The following is an 18,502-nucleotide window of genomic DNA, read 5'->3' on the forward strand; positions in this document are numbered from 1 at the left end:
CACTTGCGTGTAATCCCTCTTGAACGTTACCTCAAAAAGGAGTCTGTATGTCTATTGAACTTGGCCAGCCAGTAGCCGACTTTTCCGCCTCTGCCACGGGCGACACTACCATCACGCTTTCGGAGCTCAAGGGCAAACAAGTCGCCATCTACTTTTACCCAAAAGCCAGCACGCCGGGCTGCACCACCGAAGGGGGCGACTTTCGCGATCGTAAAAGCCAGTTTGATGCGGCCAATACGGTCATTATCGGCGTTTCCCGGGACGGCATCCGCGCCCAGGAGAACTTCAAAGCCAAGCAAGACTTTAACTTCGAGCTCATTTCTGACAAAGATGAAAACGTTTGTCAGCTATTCGACGTTATCAAGCTAAAAAAGATGTATGGCAAAGAGCATTTGGGAATTGAGCGCAGCACGTTCTTAATCGACAGCGAGGGCAAACTCGCCCAAGCGTGGCGCGGCGTAAAAGTCCCCGGCCATGTGGATGAAGTGCTAGCCGCTGCTGAAGCACTGCACGCCGGGCACTAAGCGCTCCTCTACTTTCTGGCAACTTGCGCTCTGCCCAATAGGCAGAGCGCGATCAATCTTTAGGCAACTCTTGCCCCGAATGATTCAGTAAACGATTTTCCTCCTGCTCTTCAACACCTCTCGGCCACGCATACACCAACGCTTTAAGCAGTGTTGCCAGCGGTATCGCAAAAAAGATGCCCCAAAAGCCCCAAATACCGCCGAAAAACAGCACTGCGACAATAATCGAAACGGGGTGGATATTGTTAGTTTCTGAAAACAGCACGGGCGCCAGCACGTTACCGTCCAATGCTTGAATCACACCATACGCCACCAGCACATAGGCAAACTGCTCGCTGATACCGAAATGAAAACCTGCAACTGCCGCCACTGGTAGTGTGGCGACCGCCGCGCCAATGTAAGGAACCAGCACTGACAGCCCGACTAACACCGCAAGCAGCGCCGTATAAGGCAGGCCAAAGAAAGCAAAAGTGAAGAAAGCCACGCTGCCGACAATGATTATTTCAATAAATTTACCGCGTATGTAATTAGCAATCTGATGGTCCATTTCATGCCAAATACGCGTTAACAGCGTGCGCTTCTGCGGCAGTAACGAAAGCGTAAAACCGACTAACGCTTCACGGTCTTTAAGCATGAAGAAAACCAGGATGGGCACCAACACCAAATAGATAATCAGCGACATCACGTTACCCAGAGAAGCCAGCGAAAGGGTCAACGCGCGCTGACCCACCTGACTAATTTCACGCCCGGCAACGCCAATCCAGCTCTGCATTTGGTCAGGGGTAATCAAGTTTGGGTAGCGAGCCTGCAGCTCATCCAACCACCCTTGGCCGCTGGCAAACATGCGCGGCGTTTCCTGTACGAGCCCTACCAACTGGTTCCAAATAAGCGGCATCAAAATAAAGGCCAGCGTTAGCAACACGCCAATAAAGCCTAGAAAAACGATAATCACGGATAACAAATGCGGCACACTTCGCCGCGTTAACACGTTCACCACGCCTTGCAACAGAAACGCCAACACGAGCGCCGTAAAAAACGGTGCCAACATTCGGCCAAACCAGATAATGGCCGCAAAGCCCGCTACCAGCACCAGCAGAAGAATTAACGCCTCTTCGTCTGAAAAGTAACGATCAATCCAACTTTTCAGAATAGTGCGCATGGTCATGAGTGTGTATTCCCTGCTTTACGTATCCAAAAAAAGTAAACATCGTCGCGCTGCTCACGCTGCTCTAGCACGTGGGCGCTTTGGTCGGTAAATGATGCCATATCCCGCCACGCGCCAGCATCGGTCGCACGAACTTCCAGCAGTTGACCCGGCGCAAGACCTGACAGCGCCTGTTTTGCCTTTAACAAAGGAAGCGGACAGTGCAGCCCACTCGCATCCAGTATTAAATCGGGGGTTTGCCCAGCCATAACCTCTCCCTCAAAATGCTGCCTAAATATGGCATTGTTGCATAAACTATTTTTTCGCGATGCCCGCTGTGGATTTGATTTAACGGCACTTCCCTGCCTGAATCAATGTCACACCGCTGTTCACTGCGCATAATACTTTACGTCAGACTCACTCATGAGGATGCCATGTCGCACCTTCGCACTGCTTACCCACGCTGGGCCCTTGCGCTTTTCTTTGCGCTTAGCACGGCTGCCGTTAGCCCTTCGGGCCACGCCATCGATGATTACCAACTGCCTAGTCTTGGCGGTGCAGCCACCTCAGTGAGCAATGAAGAGTATCGTTTGGGCCGAGCGTGGCTGCGTCAGTTTCGCGCCCACGCCCCCCAGTGGCAGGATCCTATCGTTAGCGACTACGTGCATGGCCTGATCGCCCGCCTTGCCCCCCACAGTCAACTCGGCAGCCTGCAAACCACTATCGTCATGGTCGACAACCGCTCACTGAATGCGTTCGCGGTTCCCGGCGGTGTTGTAGGCATCAACTCTGGGCTGTTTGCTTTTGCCGAAGATGAAGGCGCTTTCGTGTCAGTACTCGCTCACGAGCTTGGCCATCTTTCCCAGCGCCATTACGCCCGAGGCAGCGCCCGCGCTGAGCAGACCCAGCTGCCCGCCATGGCCGCCATGCTGGCGGGCATGTTGATTGCCGCAAGCGGCGGTGGCGACGCGGGCATTGCCGCTGCCATGGGGTCCCAGGCAGCACTGATTCAAGACCAGCTCAGCTACTCTCGCCGCTTTGAGCAAGAGGCCGACCGGATTGGCCTTCAAGCCATGGCAAATGCAGGCTACGACCCGGAGGCTATGGTACGTATGTTTGGTGCTATGCAACGCATGGCGCGCTTGCAGGGAGGCTCACCGCCAGAGTTCTTATTGACCCACCCTGTCTCTGATAGTCGCTTAAGTGATGCCCAGGCCCGTGCATCCCAGCTCCAGGTTGCCGATACTTACACCAGCGATACGCTGTACGACATGATGCGCGCACGAGCACTGCTAAGCATTAACCGCAATAACCCTCAGCAGGCTGCTTCCCGCTTTGCCCAGGAGGGCGCAGAAGAACCCGCACAGCGCTACCTAAGTGCTCTTATTGCGGCGCATAACGGCCAAACGGATAGCGCCCTCAATACCCTCGATCAATTAGCCCGTGAACTGCCTGATTACAGCATGCTACCTGCATCTGCCGCCAGCATAGCGCTTGATGCTCAGCGCTATGACGACGCCATTACCCGCAGCCAACGGTTACTAAGGCTATCACCAAGCTATTTACCCGCACAGTTAGTATTGGCTGAAGCACAGTTACAGCGAAATCCGGAAGCCGCTTACAGTCTGCTAAGAGACATTACCGCACGCCACCCGGAAAACCCGCAAGGGTTTAGCCTGCTTGCTGAAGCCGCGGGCCGCAGTGGCGATAATGGCTGGGCGCACCTGGCCCGTGCTGAACACCTTCAGCTCACCGGCAGAATAGATCGTGGCATTCGCCAGCTCAGCATCGCCAAAGATGCGGCTCAGCAGGAGAATGACCAGCAAGCGCTAGCGCGTATTGAACAGCGGCGGGAAGCGTTTATTGGGTACCGTGAAGCGCTTGATAAGTTTTGATGTAAAGAAACAAAACGACCCGAACTACCTATGGCGGTTCGGGTCGGGCGTGTCGGGTCGTTGTAAAGGCGTTGCGTGCACAAACCTTTCAGCACTCAGCAAGCCCCAGGCGATTGACGTCGCTATTCAAACTTAGGTGTTAAAAGTTAGGTGTTAAAAGTCAGGCGTTAAAACTTAGCATGCGCTCTAGCGGCTTTAACGCCTGCTGACGCAGTGCTTCATCCACAAAGATTTCACCGCTGCCGTGGCGCAGTGCGCCTGATAAATTATCCAGGGCGTTCATGGCCATCCACGGGCAGTGGGCGCAGCTACGACAGGTCGCACCATTGCCAGCGGTAGGCGCTTCAAACAGCGTCTTACCCGGCACCGCTTGCTGCATCTTGAAGAAGATACCGCGGTCAGTAGCCACAATCAGCTGCTCATTAGGCAGCGTTTGGGCTGCTTTAATTAACTGGGAGGTCGACCCAGCCACATCCGCCAGCTTGACGACGGCGTCCGGCGACTCGGGATGCACCAGCACTGCGGCATCAGGGTAGAGACGCTTCAGATCCTCAATACCTTTGGCCTTGAACTCTTCATGAACAATACAAGCGCCATCCCACATCAGCATGTCGGCGCCGGTTTTTTTCTGAATATAGCCACCAAGGTGTTTATCCGGTGCCCAGAGGATTTTCTCACCTTTCGCCTGAAGGTGTTCAATCACCTCTACTGCAATAGACGATGTGACCACCCAGTCGGCCCGCGCTTTTACAGCGGCAGACGTATTGGCATAGACCACCACCGTGCGGTCCGGGTGCGCATCACAGAAAGCGCTAAATTCATCAATTGGGCAGCCAATATCCAGCGAACAGGTCGCTTCTAGGGTGGGCATTAACACACGTTTTTCTGGCGAAAGAATTTTTGCCGTCTCCCCCATAAAACGAACGCCTGCAACAACCAAGGTCGTCGCATCGTGACGAGCGCCAAAGCGGGCCATTTCCAGGGAGTCAGCGACACAGCCGCCGGTCTCTTCAGCCAGTTGTTGGATAGCATCATCGGTGTAGTAATGCGCAACCAACACCGCATTGTGGGCGTTAAGCAACTGCTTAATTTCAGCAACCCGCGCCTCATCTTCCGCAGGAATACGGGTGGGGCAGTACGGAATTGGGAGCGGAGCGTCAAGCTCAGCTTGGGAAGTCATAATAGTCATCGTGTCTACCACTGTGACAAACAGGGAATCCCCCTGTTAAACATCAGTCACGGCGTATGCACTCCGCACGCGCCGCTCTCGATGCGACGTGCCGCTGCGTCTCTCGCGGTGGCTCGCCGCTCTGGCCTCAATAATGCGGCCAGCGCTATCGTGGTGTCACCGATAGCTAAAGCTTGGACTATTGTGGTGGACAATTGTTGCCTACTGCAAGCAGAAAGTTCGTTTCGAGGGCTGCCCACTGCATAGCAAAACGCCCTTGGCAGCAAGCTACCAAGGGCGTTGAATTTGGTGGGTCGTGTAGGATTCGAACCTACGACCAATTGATTAAAAGTCAACTGCTCTACCAACTGAGCTAACGACCCAAATTTTGCTACGTAGTATTTAATAAGCAATAACTACGTTGACTCACTCTTTTACTTAAAACCATATTGATAAGCGCTATATTAATAATCGCTAAGTAATAAATATTACATTACTCAATGCGCTATAGCCGTTCGAAATGGTGGGTCGTGTAGGATTCGAACCTACGACCAATTGATTAAAAGTCAACTGCTCTACCAACTGAGCTAACGACCCCCTCGAACGGATGCATATAGTACGGATACAGCTTGTCGATGGCAAGCGTTTTTTATCTTTAGCCTATAAACACCCGTTACTTTAGCGCTACTAACGATGCTTGGTCTTAGGCTTGGGCTTACGCATGGCCTGAACCGGGCGACGCTTGTTCTTGTCGCGGCTCCAGCGATTTTTCTCATCTGGGGTCAGCTCAGGCACTTTGCGAGTTTCTAAATTCGCCAGGGTTGCCAAATCATCCACTTCGTCCTGAGAAAGCTCTACCCACTCTCCGGCTTTGGCGCGCTTATCCAGGAAGATATTGCCGTAACGAACGCGCTTAAGGCGGCTAACCGTCAGCTCTTGAGATTCCCATAAGCGACGCACTTCACGGTTACGCCCTTCCAAAATCACCACGTGGAACCAAGTATTAATGCCTTCGCCGCCAAACTCCTGTACGTCAGTAAAGCGCGCAGGGCCATCTTCGAGCATTACGCCATCTACCATGGCCACAATGTGCTCGCGTTTAACCTCACCCATCACCCGTACCGCATACTCGCGCTCCACTTGAGTGGAGGGATGCATTAAGCGGTTAGCAAGCTCGCCATCGGTGGTAAACAGCAGCAGGCCACTGGTGTTGATATCCAAGCGACCAATCGCAATCCAGCGTTCGCCTTTTAAGCGCGGCAGCCGCTCAAATACCGTGCGGCGGCCTTCCGGGTCTTTACGCGTGCACAGCTCGCCTTCGGGCTTGTTGTACATAATGACCCGACGCGGCACTTCATTTTCAGGCCGCAATGTTACTGGCCGATCATCGAAACTAACCTTATCACGGGCTTCAACTCGGTCGCCTAACTTCGCTACCTGGCTATTCACCTTTACCCGGCCGTCGGCAATGGCGGTTTCCATTTCACGGCGGGAGCCAAGCCCTGCACGGGCCAGCACTTTCTGCAGCTTTTCGCTGGTGGGGGGCGTGGTGTTATTGCTCTGACTCATGGTCGTCTGACCTCACATCGTTGGTCTGCGTGCGGGCGCTGTCGTCGCTGCGCTGCGCACGTGCCGCAAGCCGCGCTTCTAAATCGGCAAAGCTTAGCGGCTGGGTTAACGCCTTCTCGGCGTGGTTATCGGCTGTCTCAGCCGCAGTTATCGCTTCTGGCTGGGGTGGCGCATCCTGCACGGTTTCTGGCGTTTCGTCCAGTGTTTGAGACGTATTCTGCTCCTTGGGGGCGCCACTGTCAGGCTCGCCCTTCTCAGCCGCTGCTGGCGTAAGTTGAGTGTCATCCTCTAGCGGCTCTTGCCAACTCGCTATCTCGTGCATCGGTGGCAGCGCATCCAGCGTTTTCAGGCCGAAGTCATCCAGAAAGCTGCGGGTAGTGGCGTACACTGCCGGGCGACCGGGCACATCACGGTGCCCCACTACGCGTATCCAACCGCGCTCCATCAGTGTGCGCATAATCGAGCTGCTGACACTCACCCCGCGCACCTCTTCGATATCACCCCGGGTCACCGGCTGGCGATAGGCAATGAGCGCCAGCGTTTCCAGCAGCGCCCGCGAGTAGCGCTGCGGGCGCTCATCCCATAAACGAGACACCCAGTGTGCCAGCCGTGGGCGGATACGCAACTGGAAACCCGAGGCGGTTTCAACCAGCTCCAGCGCGCCAGCATCATGGCGTAGCGCAAGCCGCGCCAGCGCATCCCGCAGAGCCTTTCTCGATGGGCACTCATCGGCCAAAAACAGCGTTTCAAGACGTTCAACGGCGAGGGGTTCCCCTGCGGCTAAAAGCGCCGCTTCAATAATATCGTCTAACGTGGTGTCTCTCACCGGGACTCCTCGCTAGGTTCAAACGCGGACTCTTCAAAAGCGCCACTTTCTTCATCGGCGTCTTCAAATGCACTCTCCTCCCCATCTGGCAAGGCTGCGCGCCGTGCGCGCACGTGAATGGGCGATAACGGTGCGTTTTGGACAATTTCGATCATGGCTTCTTTGGCAAGCTCTAAAATCGCCATAAAGGTCACCACCACCCCGGCACGCCCCTCTTCCAGAGTAAATAAAGCCTCGAAAGGCGTGTAGCGCTGCTGGGCATCATCGTGGCTAAGCAGCGCCATGATTTTCAGCATGCGTTCGCGGGTAGAAAGAACCTCACGGCTGATCTGGTGGGCCTGGACAAGCTCAGCACGCTTCATGATATCGGAAAGCGCCCCTAGCAGTTCATCCAGCCCTACCTCCGGGTGAATCACCCGCGTGTCCAAGGGGGGCAGCCCGGCCTGGACGCTAAACCAGTCGCGCCCTATCCGAGGCAGCGTATCCAGCGCTTCGGCAGCTTCTTTAAGGCGCTCGTACTCCTGTAAGCGACGGATCAGCTCAGCCCTGGGGTCCTCTTCATCTTCACCCTCTGCCTTTGGCGGGCGGGGCAGCAGCGTGCGGGATTTGATTTCCGCCAGCATGGCCGCCATGAGCAGGTACTCTCCGGCCAGCTCAATCTCCATAGACTTCATTAGCTCCACGTACTCGATGTACTGGTGGGTAATGGTCGCCACATTGATGGTCAAAATATCCAGGTTCTGGCGGCGAATCAGGTAGAGAAGTAGGTCAAGCGGCCCTTCAAAAGCCTCTAAGAACACCCGCAGCGCTTCCGGTGGGATATAGAGATCTTCCGGCAGCTGAGTGATGGGCTCATCAAACAGCCGCCCAAGCGCTTGCACCACAGGCTCGGCGGTCGTGGTATCAAAATGGTCAACGATGGCGCTTGGCGTCTCGCTCACGCGGGTCGAACCCCTCGGTTATACAGGCATTAAATGATGGCGCCAGTGTAACAGCGCCGCAGGAAGGCGAACATTCCCCTAGCCCGCCTCGGCGGCCTTGCGGTAGCGGCCTTGGTAGTCGAATAGCTTATCTCGAAGCTGCCAGTGCCGCCCGACTTTACGGCCCACCACAAAATCCGGGTAGCGCAGGCGGCGCTGCTCATCAACTACCTCATTCGGCGTCATCGGCTGCCACTTGGCGCCTGGGGCACGCAGGTGGTCGCGTAAAAAGACAGCGTAAAACGCCCGCCGCTGAGCGGCGGTTTCCAGTGCAAACCACTCGGCAAGGCTCGCACCATCTTCGTCGTAGTAGGTGACCTTTAAGCGCGGCAAGCCCCGCCCATTGGTGGTCGCCTCTAACTGCATACCGCTGACCCGTAGCACTTTAGCGTCTTTTAATTTGAGCGCATCTTTCAGTTTATCGTCGGCGTCCACCAGCAGTTGTTGGCAGCCGTGACAGCGGCGGGCGGCAATATCGTTTTCAGCACCGCAGCTATCGCATACTTTAAAGCGGAAGCGAAAGTCGCACTGCTTTTTATAGACGCCCGAAGCTGCGCCCCGGCCACCCGTGCTCTCGCTAACAGGCAAGTTAGGCTGCTCGACTAACCCCTGACAGCGGCGACCGAAATGCTCAATCACCAGCTCCCCGTCGCGCTTACCCCAAAATAGGTTGGCATGGCCGCAGGCCGGGCACGCCACCTGCACCGGTTCGCTATCGCTATCAGGCTTTGGCTCCCCCACTTCGGGCGCATAGAGATCCCACGGATTGCCCGCGTAGTCGAGAATCAGGCAATCGGCTTTCCCTGGTGAAAGCCGCAGCCCCCGCCCCACCATCTGCTGGTAGAGGCTCACCGATTCAGTGGGCCGCAGAATAGCGATTAAATCCACATGGGGGGCATCAAAGCCAGTGGTCAGCACCGCGACATTCACCAGGAACTTCAGCTCACGGGCTTTAAACCGCGCTATGATCGAGGTGCGTTCCTGGGAGGCCGTCGCTCCGGTAATGAGCGCTGCCTGCTCCGCGGGCAGGTAGCTGATCACCTCTTCGGCGTGGGCCACGGTGGCGGCAAAAATCATCACGCCCTGACGCTCTTTAGCGTACTCAACCACCTGGGCAATAATGCCGGGCGTAGCGCGGCTGCCCGCCACCACGCGATTAAGCTCCTCCTCGCGGAATAACCCCCCAGCGGCGGGTGCAAGAGCAGAAAAATCGTAGCCCTCAATGGCCATATCCAGCCGTTTGGGTGCAGCCAAAAAGCCCTGCTTCACCATCAGCCGCAGCGGCTGTTCAAATACGCAGTCGGCAAAGAAGCACGCGTCATCACCACGCACCATGCCATGGTGGTGGCGGTGGTAGATAAACCCCTGCCCTAAGCGAAACGGCGTGGCGGTTAAACCAAGAATTTTCAACTGCGGATTCTGACGCTGAAGATGATCAATCACTTGGCGATAGCTTGCGTCTTTCTCCAGCGAGACGCGGTGGCACTCGTCAATGACCAGCAGCGTAAAACTGGCGTCAGTGAAGCGTTCGAGGTTACGCACCACTGACTGCACCGAACCAAAGACCACTTGGCGGCTGGCCTCTTTGCGCTTTAACCCGGCGCTAAAAATATCCGCCGCAAGCCCGTAAGCTTGGTATTTAGCGTGGTTTTGCTCTACCAGCTCGCGCACGTGAGCCAGCACCAGCACGCGCCCACGGGCAAGCCTTGCAAGCTCGGCAATCACCAGCGACTTACCACTGCCGGTGGGCAGCACGACCACTCCTGGCGCACTGGTCGCACGGAAGTGCTCCACTACCCGTTGCACGGCTTCCGTTTGGTAGGGGCGCAGGCTGGGTGGCGAGCCAGAGCCAGCGGAAGCGTTTAAGTGAGGCATGTTAGTCAAAACGCGGGGCTCGACGCTCCATTCGTGCGCTTACCGCCTCGCGCTGTTCAGCGCTGGCCAATAGCTGCCGCTGCAAATGGGCTTCGAGCGCCAGCCGATCCCGGTGCCCCAAGGCTGGTCCACGGGTAAATAGCTCACGCACCGCCGCCACGGCTTGAGGCGAGCGTGACGCAATTAGCGCGGCGGTATCCCGCGCCGTCGCCAGCGGCGTTTCGCTCAGGCGAGTGCCAAGCCCAAGCTGGTAAGCCTCGTCTCCTGACACCTTGCGCCCGCTGATCGCCAGTTCATACAGCACCTCCTGACGCAGCCACTCTCCGGTCACACTTATGGCCATATCGGGGATGATGCCCCAATCAATCTCCAACAGCCCGAGACGCGCCTGCGGGTGGAGAATGCGTATATCAGCACCCAAGGCAATCTGCAGTCCACCCCCGTAAACGTGCCCGTGCAGGGCAGCGACGACGGGCACGCCCGCCTCACGCCACCCCAAGGCCAAGCGCTGCACCGGATTGACACCCGTAGCGTCGGGTGCCAGCAGAGTAGGCAACCGCTCTGCCTCACCCATGATCGACGCCATATCGAGACCGGCGCAAAAGCTGTCGCCATCGCCGCTCAAGATCACGGCACGTAGCCCCGCAAGCTCAGCTAGGTGCTGCTGTGCCGCCAGCAGACCGTCGATCATGGCCCAATCCAGGCCATTGTGATGATCAGGACGCGACAACATAACCTCGGCCACATGGTCAGCGAAGGTCAACGTCACGCGCTCATTGAAGGTTTGATGCATTCCAACTCCCAGAATTTTTTTAGCTCGCCACCCATTGGCGACCGCTGCACTTGTGAACTGAGTGTGGCGCGAGGGCGGCCCATTTTCAAACAAACGTTTCATCTCACCCCAACTGTCACCGCAACCACGTCTCTGTCATAAGCAAAAAGCGGCCCGCAGGCCGCTTTTCATAAGCAATGACAGGTCTTAACCCAGCCACACACGGGCGTTACGGAACAGGCGCAACCAAGCGCCATCTTCGGTCCACTCAGCGGGGCGCCAGGAGTTGGTAACTGCGCGGGTCACTCGCTCCGGGTGAGGCATCATGATGGTGACGCGACCATCTGGCGTGGTTAAACCGGTAATGCCCGACGGCGAGCCGTTGGGGTTAGCCGGGTAGCGGGTAGTCACCTGACCGTAGTTATCAATATAACGCAGCGCAATCTGGCTGCTGGACTGCATGGTGCGCAGGTGCGCGGTATCGCGGAACTCGGCGCGGCCTTCACCGTGGGCCACGGCAATCGGCAGCTTGGAGCCTTCCATGCCCGCCAATAGAATCGAGGGGCTCTTTTCTACCCGCACCATAGCGACCCGTGCTTCAAACTGCTCGGACTCGTTGCGTACAAACGCAGGCCAGTTTTCAGCGCCGGGAATCAGCGTTTTCAGCTGTGAGAGCATCTGACAGCCGTTACATACGCCTAACGAGAAGCTATCGTCGCGGGTGAAGAACGCGGCAAACTGCTCCCGGGCGCGCTCGTTAAACAGCACCGACTTCGCCCAACCGCCGCCGGCACCCAACACGTCGCCGTAGGAGAAACCGCCACAGGCGACGAGCCCTTTGAACTCATCAAGAGAAACACGGCCTTCCAGGATGTCGCTCATGTGCACATCCACCGCGTCAAAGCCCGCTTTGTGGAAGGCCCAGCCCATCTCAACCTGGCCATTAACCCCCTGCTCGCGCAGCACCGCAACCGCAGGTCTTGTGGTGTTAATAAACGGCGCGCTGATATCGTCGTTAATATCGAAGCTGGGCGCGGCACTTAAGCCAGGGTCGCGAGCGTCAAGCAGGTTGTCGAATTCGTTCTTTGCGCACTCAGGATTATCCCGCAGCGCCTGCATACGATAGCTGGTCTCAGTCCAAGTGCGCTGAGTCAGTTGGCGGGTGGTTTCTAATAGCGGTTCTTCAAACAGCGTGACCCGTACTTGGTCGTCGTAGCGGGGGCGGGCAATAACGCCGCAGGTCTCAATACCCGCGATGGCAAACTGGGTCAGCACTTCTTCAGTGTCTGCCCGGTTCACCTGAATCACCGCGCCTAGCTCTTCCGAGAACAGGGCGTTAAAGGCTTCCACCGGCTCGTCGATCAGCCAGTCCAATTTAATTTCAAGGCCCGCATGGGCAGCAAAGGCCATTTCCAGCAACGTGACCAGTAGGCCGCCATCGCTGCGGTCATGATAGGCCAACAGCTTACCGTCGCGGTTGAGGCCCTGGATTACCTCGAAAAACGCTTTTAGGTCTTCGGGGTCGTCCACATCGGGGCATTCGTTGCCTACTTGGCCATACACCTGCGCCAGCGCCGAGCCGCCCAAGCGGTTTTGGCCATTCCCCAGGTCAATCAGGATCAAGTCAGACTCTTCTTGCTCCAAATTGATTTGCGGGGTCAGCGTGGCAAGCGCATCAGTCACCGGCGCAAACCCCGTCACCACCAGGGAGAGCGGTGAAGTGATGCTCTTCTCGTCAGCATCGTCCTGCCACGCGGTGCGCATGGACATGGAGTCCTTGCCCACCGGTATAGCAATGCCTAGTGCTGGGCAGAGTTCCATACCCACTGCATGCACCGCTTCAAATAGCGCTTGGTTTTCGCCAGGGTGGTCCGCGGCGCTCATCCAGTTAGCCGAGAGCTTAATATCGGATAGCTTGGCAATGGGCGCGGCGGCTAAGTTGGTAATCGCTTCGGCAACGGCCAAACGGGCGCTGGCGGCGGGGTTAATCAGCGCGACCGGTGGGCGCTCGCCCATGGCCATCGCTTCACCGGCATGGGTGTCAAAGCTTGCGGTAGTGACAGCAACATCAGCCACCGGCACCTGCCAGGGGCCGACCATCTGGTCACGGGCCACTTGGCCGGTAATGGAGCGGTCGCCAATGGTGATCAAGAAGCTTTTGGAGGCCACCGCAGGCAAACGCAGCACCCGGTCCAGCGCCTCACGTAGGTCCAGGTTATCGAGCATCACACCTGAAAGTTCAGGCGTTTGACGCTCAAATGTGCGGGTCATCTTGGGGGCTTTGCCAAACAGCACGCTCATCGGTAGATCGACGGGTTTGGTATCAAAATGGCCGTCGCGCACTTCTAGGTGGTGATGTTCAAGAGCCTCGCCCACTACCGCATAGGGGCAGCGCTCGCGCTTACACAGCGCGTCGAAAGTAGCTAAATCTTCCGGCGCCACTGCCAGTACATAGCGCTCCTGGGCTTCGTTACACCAAATCTCCAGCGGGCTCATGCCGGGTTCAGCGTTGGGCACCGCGCGCAGGTCAAACAGACCGCCGCGGTTACCATCTTTGACGAGTTCTGGCAGCGCGTTGGAAAGCCCCCCTGCACCTACGTCGTGAATAAAGCGAATGGGGTTTTGAAGACCTAACGCCCAACAGCGGTCGATGACCTCTTGAGCGCGACGCTCGATCTCCGGGTTTTCCCGCTGAACCGAGGCAAAATCCAAGTCAGCACTTGAAACACCTGACGCCATGCTAGACGCTGCACCACCGCCCAAACCAATCAGCATGGCAGGGCCACCCATGACAATCAGCTTACCGCCAACGGGAATTTCGCCCTTTTGCACGTGCTGAGCGCGAATATTACCGTAGCCACCCGCCAGCATGATCGGCTTGTGGAAACCCCTGCGCTCAATGCCTCCTTCACTCAACGTATCCTGCTCGTAGGTGCGGAAGTAGCCGGTTAGGTTGGGGCGGCCAAACTCGTTATTAAACGCGGCGCCACCGATCGGGCCATCCAGCATAATTTGCAACGCCGACTGCATACGCTCGGGCTTGCCGTAATCAAAGGCTTCCCAAGGCTGCACGAATTCGGGAATACGCAGGTTAGACACGGTAAAGCCCGAGAGACCCGCTTTGGGCTTACCGCCGATGCCGGTGGCGCCTTCGTCACGAATTTCACCACCTGAGCCTGTCGCTGCCCCTGGAAATGGCGCAATCGCCGTGGGGTGGTTGTGGGTTTCCACCTTCATCAGAATGTGGATCGGCTCTTGGTGAGCGTCGTAGCTTGCCCGCTCGCCGGGAGCACCCGTCAAAGGCGTAGGGAAGAAACGCCCACCGTGGCTGCCCTTAATTACCGCCGCGTTGTCGCTGTAGGCGGAGAGCACGTTATCCGGCGAGGACGCAAAGGTATTCTTAATCATCTTGAACAGCGAATAGGGCTGCGCTTCACCATCAATTACCCAGTCCGCGTTGAAGATTTTATGGCGGCAGTGCTCAGAGTTTGCCTGGGCAAACATCATCAGCTCGACATCGCTTGGGTTGCGGCCAAGCTCAACAAACGCAGCCACCAAGTAGTCAATTTCATCTTCTGCCAGGGCCAGGCCAAGCTCGCGGTTAGCCGTTGCCAAGGCGTCGCGGCCACCGTCTAAAATATCCACACTGCCAAGGGGGGCAGGCGCGTGATGGGCAAACAGTTTGGCGGCGTCGGCGACATCGTCCAGCACGGTTTCTATCATGCGGTCATGTAGCAGTGCGGCGACTGCCTGCAGGGTGTCAGCGCTGACGTCTCCGCGTAGCCCTACTCGGTAATCAATACCGCGCTCGATGCGGCTAATTTGACCCAGCCCACAGTTATGGGCGATATCGGTTGCTTTAGAGGACCAGGGAGACTGAGTGCCTAAGCGCGGCACCACCAGAAAACGCTGGGCGTTTTCCGGGGCGTCTTGGATTTCGTGGCTACCGTAGTCGAGCAGCTGAGCTAAACGCTCTTGAGCGGCGTTATCGAGCTCTTCGTGGTGATCAATGAAGTGGACGTAATGGGCGGATAGCGCCTCCACCTCCGGAACACGTTCACGCAACACCGTTAACAGCCGTTCATGACGGAAGGCAGAAAGGGCGGGTGCGCCTCGCAGTTCGAGCATATCTGGGAGCCTCTAAAGCAGGAAGAGTTCGAGCAGGAAATCACCAGGCCGCAATGCGACCCCTCTTTATGATACCAATAAGTGCCTATGATACTGGAAAGCGTCGGCCACACGAAATCAACAAGGTGACAGCCTCTTAAAGGCTGGGTATCGTGACAGCATGTTTCACGCTGAACTGACGCCATGCTAACGCTGATCTACCGACACTTTGTTACCTCCCTAAGCACCTATAGGGCGTTAGCTATCACTGTTTTACTGGTAATGATTACCCCGCCTTCCTGGGTGCCGCCAAGCGAGCATTTAACCCAGATACAGGCAAAAGATTTTATTACTATTCATACCCGTAATACGCCAACGACCTATTACGAGGGCCGCCAGGGCCCTACCGGGTTTGAGTACGAGTTAATGCAGCGGTTTGCTGACCACCTGGACGTCAGCTTAAATCTAAACGCCAGCCATCACCCCGAAAGCGTACTGCCAGCGGTGCGCGAGCAAGGCGATTTAGGCGCAGCGGGACTGCCGTTACTGCCCGACTCACCAGGCATCCACTACACCCGCCCCATTATTCAGATGCAGCCACTGGTGGTGTATCGACGCGGTCTACACGGAATTGCCCACCCAGAGGATTTAGTCGGCATTGAACTTGGCACGCTTAGCGGCGCAGGCACCAGCCAAGCGCTGTTGGCGCTACAAAGCGACTACCCGGCACTTAGTTGGAAAGAGTCTCATGAGATAGAAGTTGCCGAACTGCTTGCCCAAGTTGAAAACGGCACGCTGGATGCGGCGCTCATTTTTGACCACCAGTTCCGGCTTAACCGGCTGTTTTTTCCTAATGTGGAACGGGGTTTTTTTCTCGGCGAGCCGCTGTCAATGGCATGGGCAGTGCCCAGCAGTCGCGGCTTGGGACTGTTAGAAGCCGCCAACCAATTTCTTCAAACGCTCCAAGAGGACGGCACGCTGGAGCAGCTGGTTAACCGCTACTTCGGCCACGATGACTACCTTGAGTACGTGGGAACGCGCACTTTCTTAGCGCACTTAAACGAGCGCCTGCCCTCCTACACCGAGCTTTTTAAACAGGCAGCCCAGGAAACCGGCTTTGATTGGAAACTCCTGGCTGCCGTGGGCTATCAAGAGTCCCATTGGGACCCTGATGCCGTATCACCTACCGGGGTGCGTGGTTTGATGATGCTTACCAACCCAACGGCCAGCGAGATGGGCATTGCCGACCGTACGGACCCAGCACAAAGTATCGACGGCGGCGCACGCTACCTACGCAGCATTAAAGACCGACTGCCGGAAAGCATTACCGGTGATGACCGGCTCTATATGGCCATGGCGGCTTACAACGTGGGGCTTGGGCATCTTTATGACGCTCGCAGGATCGCAGAAACCCTCGGCGGAGACCCTGATAGCTGGCAAGAGGTACGCACCGCGCTGCCGCTTCTCCAGCAGCGCGAGTGGCACAGCCAAACCCGCCACGGCTATGCCCGTGGCGGCGAGCCGGTCATCTATGTGCGCAACATACGCCGCTATTACGAAATGATTGAGTATGTTGAGCGTAGTCGGCTCCAGTTTTTCCAACTAGGGCAAACGCCTATCAACGATGAGTCGCTGCTATTGTTCGAGCTTGTGCCGCCGCTTAATTGATACGAGGAAGCAGTCTCTATGCCCATTGCACGAGCGGAGCGCTGGCTATCAGTCACTGCAGCCTGCTTTGCTATTACGCTTGTTGTAATGCAACCCAGCGTTAGCTCAATAGCGCTCGTGCTGTTAGCGTTAGGCCTGCTATGCGCTCAAAAAGATCGCTGGCTATTTGCAAGCCTGCTCAGCGCTGGGACGATTGGCGTTTTGCTACCGGGACTTATCAGCTACCTACTACCGGAAAACTGGGTAACAACGGCCCGCTGGGAAACCCTGGCTGCTTGGATATACCCTGGTAGCGTTGAGCGCTTCCGAGCACCGCTACTCATGACCCTGGCTTTGCAACTGAGCGCATTAGCACTCCTGCTACGCCATCGAGTGCGCTTAGGCGTACCACTACTCCTGATGATGGCGGCTCTACTCACCGGTCTACAGCTCATCAACCATCACTCGACATTTCCACCTCTTCTTCGCTACGCGGCCCATTGGCCGAGCCTGCTAACACTTAGCGTAGTACTACTTGGGCAATGCCTTTCATCAACGCAGCACTGGCGCAACAAACGCTATTTAGCGTACGCGCTTTGGCCAGCCTGCGGTTTGCTCATCGCAACATTGCTACTTTGGAAACAGCTACACCTTGAAGCTGAGCAAAGACTGTATCTGCAGGTTACAGAGCGCGCCCAGCAAGCAACGACACAGCTCTCCCAAGACATAGACAACCACTTAAATACAATGCGCCGTTTTGCTCGCATTTGGCAGCTGCAAACCGTGCCCCCTAACTACCAGCAGTGGACCGACTTAGCTGCCAGCTACCAGCAAGATTTTGCTTACTTAATTAATATCGCGTTTATCTCACCAGACAGCGGCATACGCCACGTTTACCCCTTCACCGAAACCAATTTAATCAACATCGGGCTGCGTCTTTTCAATGTACAGCCTGAAGGACGCACCGCCCTTGAGCCAGCGCTAAAGGGGCTACAAGAGGGCAACACGGATATTATTGAGCTACTGCAAGGTGGCCCAGGTATCGTGCACTATTTTCCCGTATTTAATGCAGAAGGGGTGCCCTTAGGCGCAGCAGCCATGGCTGTAAGCCTTCCCTTGTTTGCTGAGGAACTGTTTACGCGGCTGCCTGCAAGCCAAGGGGCCATACAGTGGTACAACGACACTCATGTGTTGGCAGAACATGGAGACACTACCGACCCAGGCCCCTGGGCATACCACTACCCCATTTATTTACTAGACAAGTCACTGACCCTCTCTTATCAACCACGGCGCCAGTACCTGATTAGCCAATTACCTCGACTACCCTCAATCAGCTTAGTCATTGGCTTAATCCTTGCCTATCTACTCTATCTCGTGCTCTACACGTTTCAGCGCTTAGGACAGCAACATAGCGCAATGCAAAAAAGTAACGCTGCGCTTCAACAAGAGATCAAAAAACGCAGCAAGCTACAGCAAGAAATTGAGTGGCTAGCGCGCCATGATGAATTAACCGGCATTGCCAATCGTCGCTATTTTCTGGAACAGATGGAGACTGCCCAAGCGATACGCCCCACTAGCTTAGTCCTGTTTGATATCGACCACTTTAAGCGGGTTAATGATCAAATGGGACACCTGGTAGGTGATGAATACTTGTTTGCTTTCGCTAAACTGGGCGAGGCAATTATCGAACAGCACGGCGGGATGTTTGCGCGTTACGGCGGCGAAGAGTTTGTCGCCTGGCTACCCGGCCACACCCTCTCTTCGGCTTATAACGTGGCGGATGAACTACGCCAACGACTAGCCGCATCCAATCTTACCCATGCCGATGACACCCCGATCACGCTCAGCGCAGGCGTAGTCACGCTGAATCATTCCGAAAATCCAGATATGGCGCGTATGATGCAAGCCGCCGACGAAGCGCTTTACAATGCTAAACACCGCGGGCGCAATCGTATTGAGCGGGGCACGCTTAATGCTCGTGAAGATGTTTAACGC

General features: G+C 56.3%; 13 protein-coding genes and 2 tRNA genes. 4 read left to right on the forward strand and 11 right to left on the reverse strand.

Annotation, left to right across the window (positions count from 1 at the left end; genetic code table 11):
* The first annotated feature begins 47 nt into the window (after positions 1-47).
* Positions 48-524, forward strand: a complete 477-nt coding sequence (locus P8S54_RS07810) for a peroxiredoxin (protein ID WP_281443932.1) — start codon at positions 48-50, stop codon at positions 522-524.
* A gap of 52 nt (positions 525-576) precedes the next feature.
* Here the strand turns inward: P8S54_RS07810 and P8S54_RS07815 are convergent, their stop codons facing one another.
* Positions 577-1,689: an AI-2E family transporter gene (locus P8S54_RS07815; RefSeq protein WP_009101955.1), complete on the reverse strand. Its 1,113-nt coding sequence runs from the start codon at positions 1,687-1,689 to the stop codon at positions 577-579.
* On the reverse strand, positions 1,686-1,937 hold the full coding sequence (locus P8S54_RS07820; protein WP_009101952.1) for a sulfurtransferase TusA family protein: 252 nt from the start codon (positions 1,935-1,937) through the stop codon (positions 1,686-1,688). Before P8S54_RS07820 ends, P8S54_RS07815 begins: the two co-directional genes overlap by 4 nt.
* Positions 1,938-2,102: 165 nt before the next feature.
* Here P8S54_RS07820 and P8S54_RS07825 point away from each other — a divergent pair, with 165 nt between their 5' ends.
* Complete coding sequence (locus tag P8S54_RS07825; RefSeq protein WP_105208844.1) at positions 2,103-3,563, forward strand: M48 family metalloprotease; 1,461 nt, start codon at positions 2,103-2,105, stop codon at positions 3,561-3,563.
* 160 nt (positions 3,564-3,723) lie between these two features.
* Here P8S54_RS07825 and nadA read toward each other — a convergent pair whose 3' ends face one another.
* From nadA to purL, 9 genes are all read right to left on the reverse strand, one after another.
* Positions 3,724-4,752, reverse strand: a complete 1,029-nt coding sequence (gene nadA, locus P8S54_RS07830) for a quinolinate synthase NadA (protein WP_035540986.1) — start codon at positions 4,750-4,752, stop codon at positions 3,724-3,726.
* A 286-nt stretch (positions 4,753-5,038) separates the two neighbouring features.
* Positions 5,039-5,114, reverse strand: a tRNA-Lys gene (locus P8S54_RS07835).
* A 138-nt stretch (positions 5,115-5,252) separates the two neighbouring features.
* A tRNA-Lys gene (locus tag P8S54_RS07840) sits at positions 5,253-5,328 on the reverse strand.
* Between the two features lie 90 nt (positions 5,329-5,418).
* Positions 5,419-6,300 carry a 23S rRNA pseudouridine(2605) synthase RluB gene (gene rluB, locus P8S54_RS07845; protein ID WP_009101946.1) on the reverse strand — a complete coding sequence of 294 codons (882 nt, stop codon included), beginning with the start codon at positions 6,298-6,300 and terminating at the stop codon, positions 5,419-5,421.
* Entirely contained in the window at positions 6,284-7,126 is an 843-nt protein-coding gene (scpB, locus tag P8S54_RS07850; RefSeq protein ID WP_281443933.1) for an SMC-Scp complex subunit ScpB, read from the reverse strand. Before scpB ends, rluB begins: the two co-directional genes overlap by 17 nt.
* A complete protein-coding gene (locus tag P8S54_RS07855; protein WP_009101942.1) occupies positions 7,123-8,067 on the reverse strand; it encodes a ScpA family protein in 945 nt (314 codons plus the stop codon). Before P8S54_RS07855 ends, scpB begins: the two co-directional genes overlap by 4 nt.
* 78 nt (positions 8,068-8,145) lie before the next feature.
* Positions 8,146-9,981 carry a DEAD/DEAH box helicase gene (locus P8S54_RS07860; protein ID WP_281443934.1) on the reverse strand — a complete coding sequence of 612 codons (1,836 nt, stop codon included), beginning with the start codon at positions 9,979-9,981 and terminating at the stop codon, positions 8,146-8,148.
* A gap of 1 nt (position 9,982) precedes the next feature.
* Positions 9,983-10,774 (reverse strand): crotonase/enoyl-CoA hydratase family protein, encoded by a 792-nt coding sequence (locus P8S54_RS07865; protein WP_281443935.1) that lies wholly within the window; start codon positions 10,772-10,774, stop codon positions 9,983-9,985.
* A 186-nt stretch (positions 10,775-10,960) separates the two neighbouring features.
* Positions 10,961-14,881 (reverse strand): phosphoribosylformylglycinamidine synthase, encoded by a 3,921-nt coding sequence (purL, locus tag P8S54_RS07870; RefSeq protein ID WP_281443936.1) that lies wholly within the window; start codon positions 14,879-14,881, stop codon positions 10,961-10,963.
* 183 nt (positions 14,882-15,064) lie between these two features.
* Here purL and mltF point away from each other — a divergent pair, with 183 nt between their 5' ends.
* On the forward strand, positions 15,065-16,528 hold the full coding sequence (gene mltF / locus P8S54_RS07875) for a membrane-bound lytic murein transglycosylase MltF (RefSeq protein ID WP_281443937.1): 1,464 nt from the start codon (positions 15,065-15,067) through the stop codon (positions 16,526-16,528).
* Positions 16,529-16,546: 18 nt separating this feature from the next.
* Complete coding sequence (locus P8S54_RS07880) at positions 16,547-18,499, forward strand: diguanylate cyclase (RefSeq protein WP_281443938.1); 1,953 nt, start codon at positions 16,547-16,549, stop codon at positions 18,497-18,499.
* Positions 18,500-18,502: the final 3 nt, after the last annotated feature.

The sequence above is a fragment of the Halomonas sp. M1 genome (assembly GCF_029581375.1).
Classification (GTDB): domain Bacteria; phylum Pseudomonadota; class Gammaproteobacteria; order Pseudomonadales; family Halomonadaceae; genus Vreelandella.

Excerpts from the sequence above, each read along its gene's own strand:
- P8S54_RS07810 (WP_281443932.1), top strand. The coding sequence starts at position 48 with ATGTCTATTGAACTTGGCCAGCCAGTAGCCGACTTTTCCGCCTCTGCC.
- P8S54_RS07815 (WP_009101955.1), bottom strand. The coding sequence starts at position 1,689 with ATGACCATGCGCACTATTCTGAAAAGTTGGATTGATCGTTACTTTTCA.
- P8S54_RS07820 (WP_009101952.1), bottom strand. The coding sequence starts at position 1,937 with ATGGCTGGGCAAACCCCCGATTTAATACTGGATGCGAGTGGGCTGCAC.
- P8S54_RS07825 (WP_105208844.1), top strand. The coding sequence starts at position 2,103 with ATGTCGCACCTTCGCACTGCTTACCCACGCTGGGCCCTTGCGCTTTTC.
- nadA (WP_035540986.1), bottom strand. The coding sequence starts at position 4,752 with ATGACTATTATGACTTCCCAAGCTGAGCTTGACGCTCCGCTCCCAATT.
- rluB (WP_009101946.1), bottom strand. The coding sequence starts at position 6,300 with ATGAGTCAGAGCAATAACACCACGCCCCCCACCAGCGAAAAGCTGCAG.
- P8S54_RS07860 (WP_281443934.1), bottom strand. The coding sequence starts at position 9,981 with ATGCCTCACTTAAACGCTTCCGCTGGCTCTGGCTCGCCACCCAGCCTG.
- P8S54_RS07865 (WP_281443935.1), bottom strand. The coding sequence starts at position 10,774 with ATGCATCAAACCTTCAATGAGCGCGTGACGTTGACCTTCGCTGACCAT.
- purL (WP_281443936.1), bottom strand. The coding sequence starts at position 14,881 with ATGCTCGAACTGCGAGGCGCACCCGCCCTTTCTGCCTTCCGTCATGAA.
- mltF (WP_281443937.1), top strand. The coding sequence starts at position 15,065 with ATGCTAACGCTGATCTACCGACACTTTGTTACCTCCCTAAGCACCTAT.
- P8S54_RS07880 (WP_281443938.1), top strand. The coding sequence starts at position 16,547 with ATGCCCATTGCACGAGCGGAGCGCTGGCTATCAGTCACTGCAGCCTGC.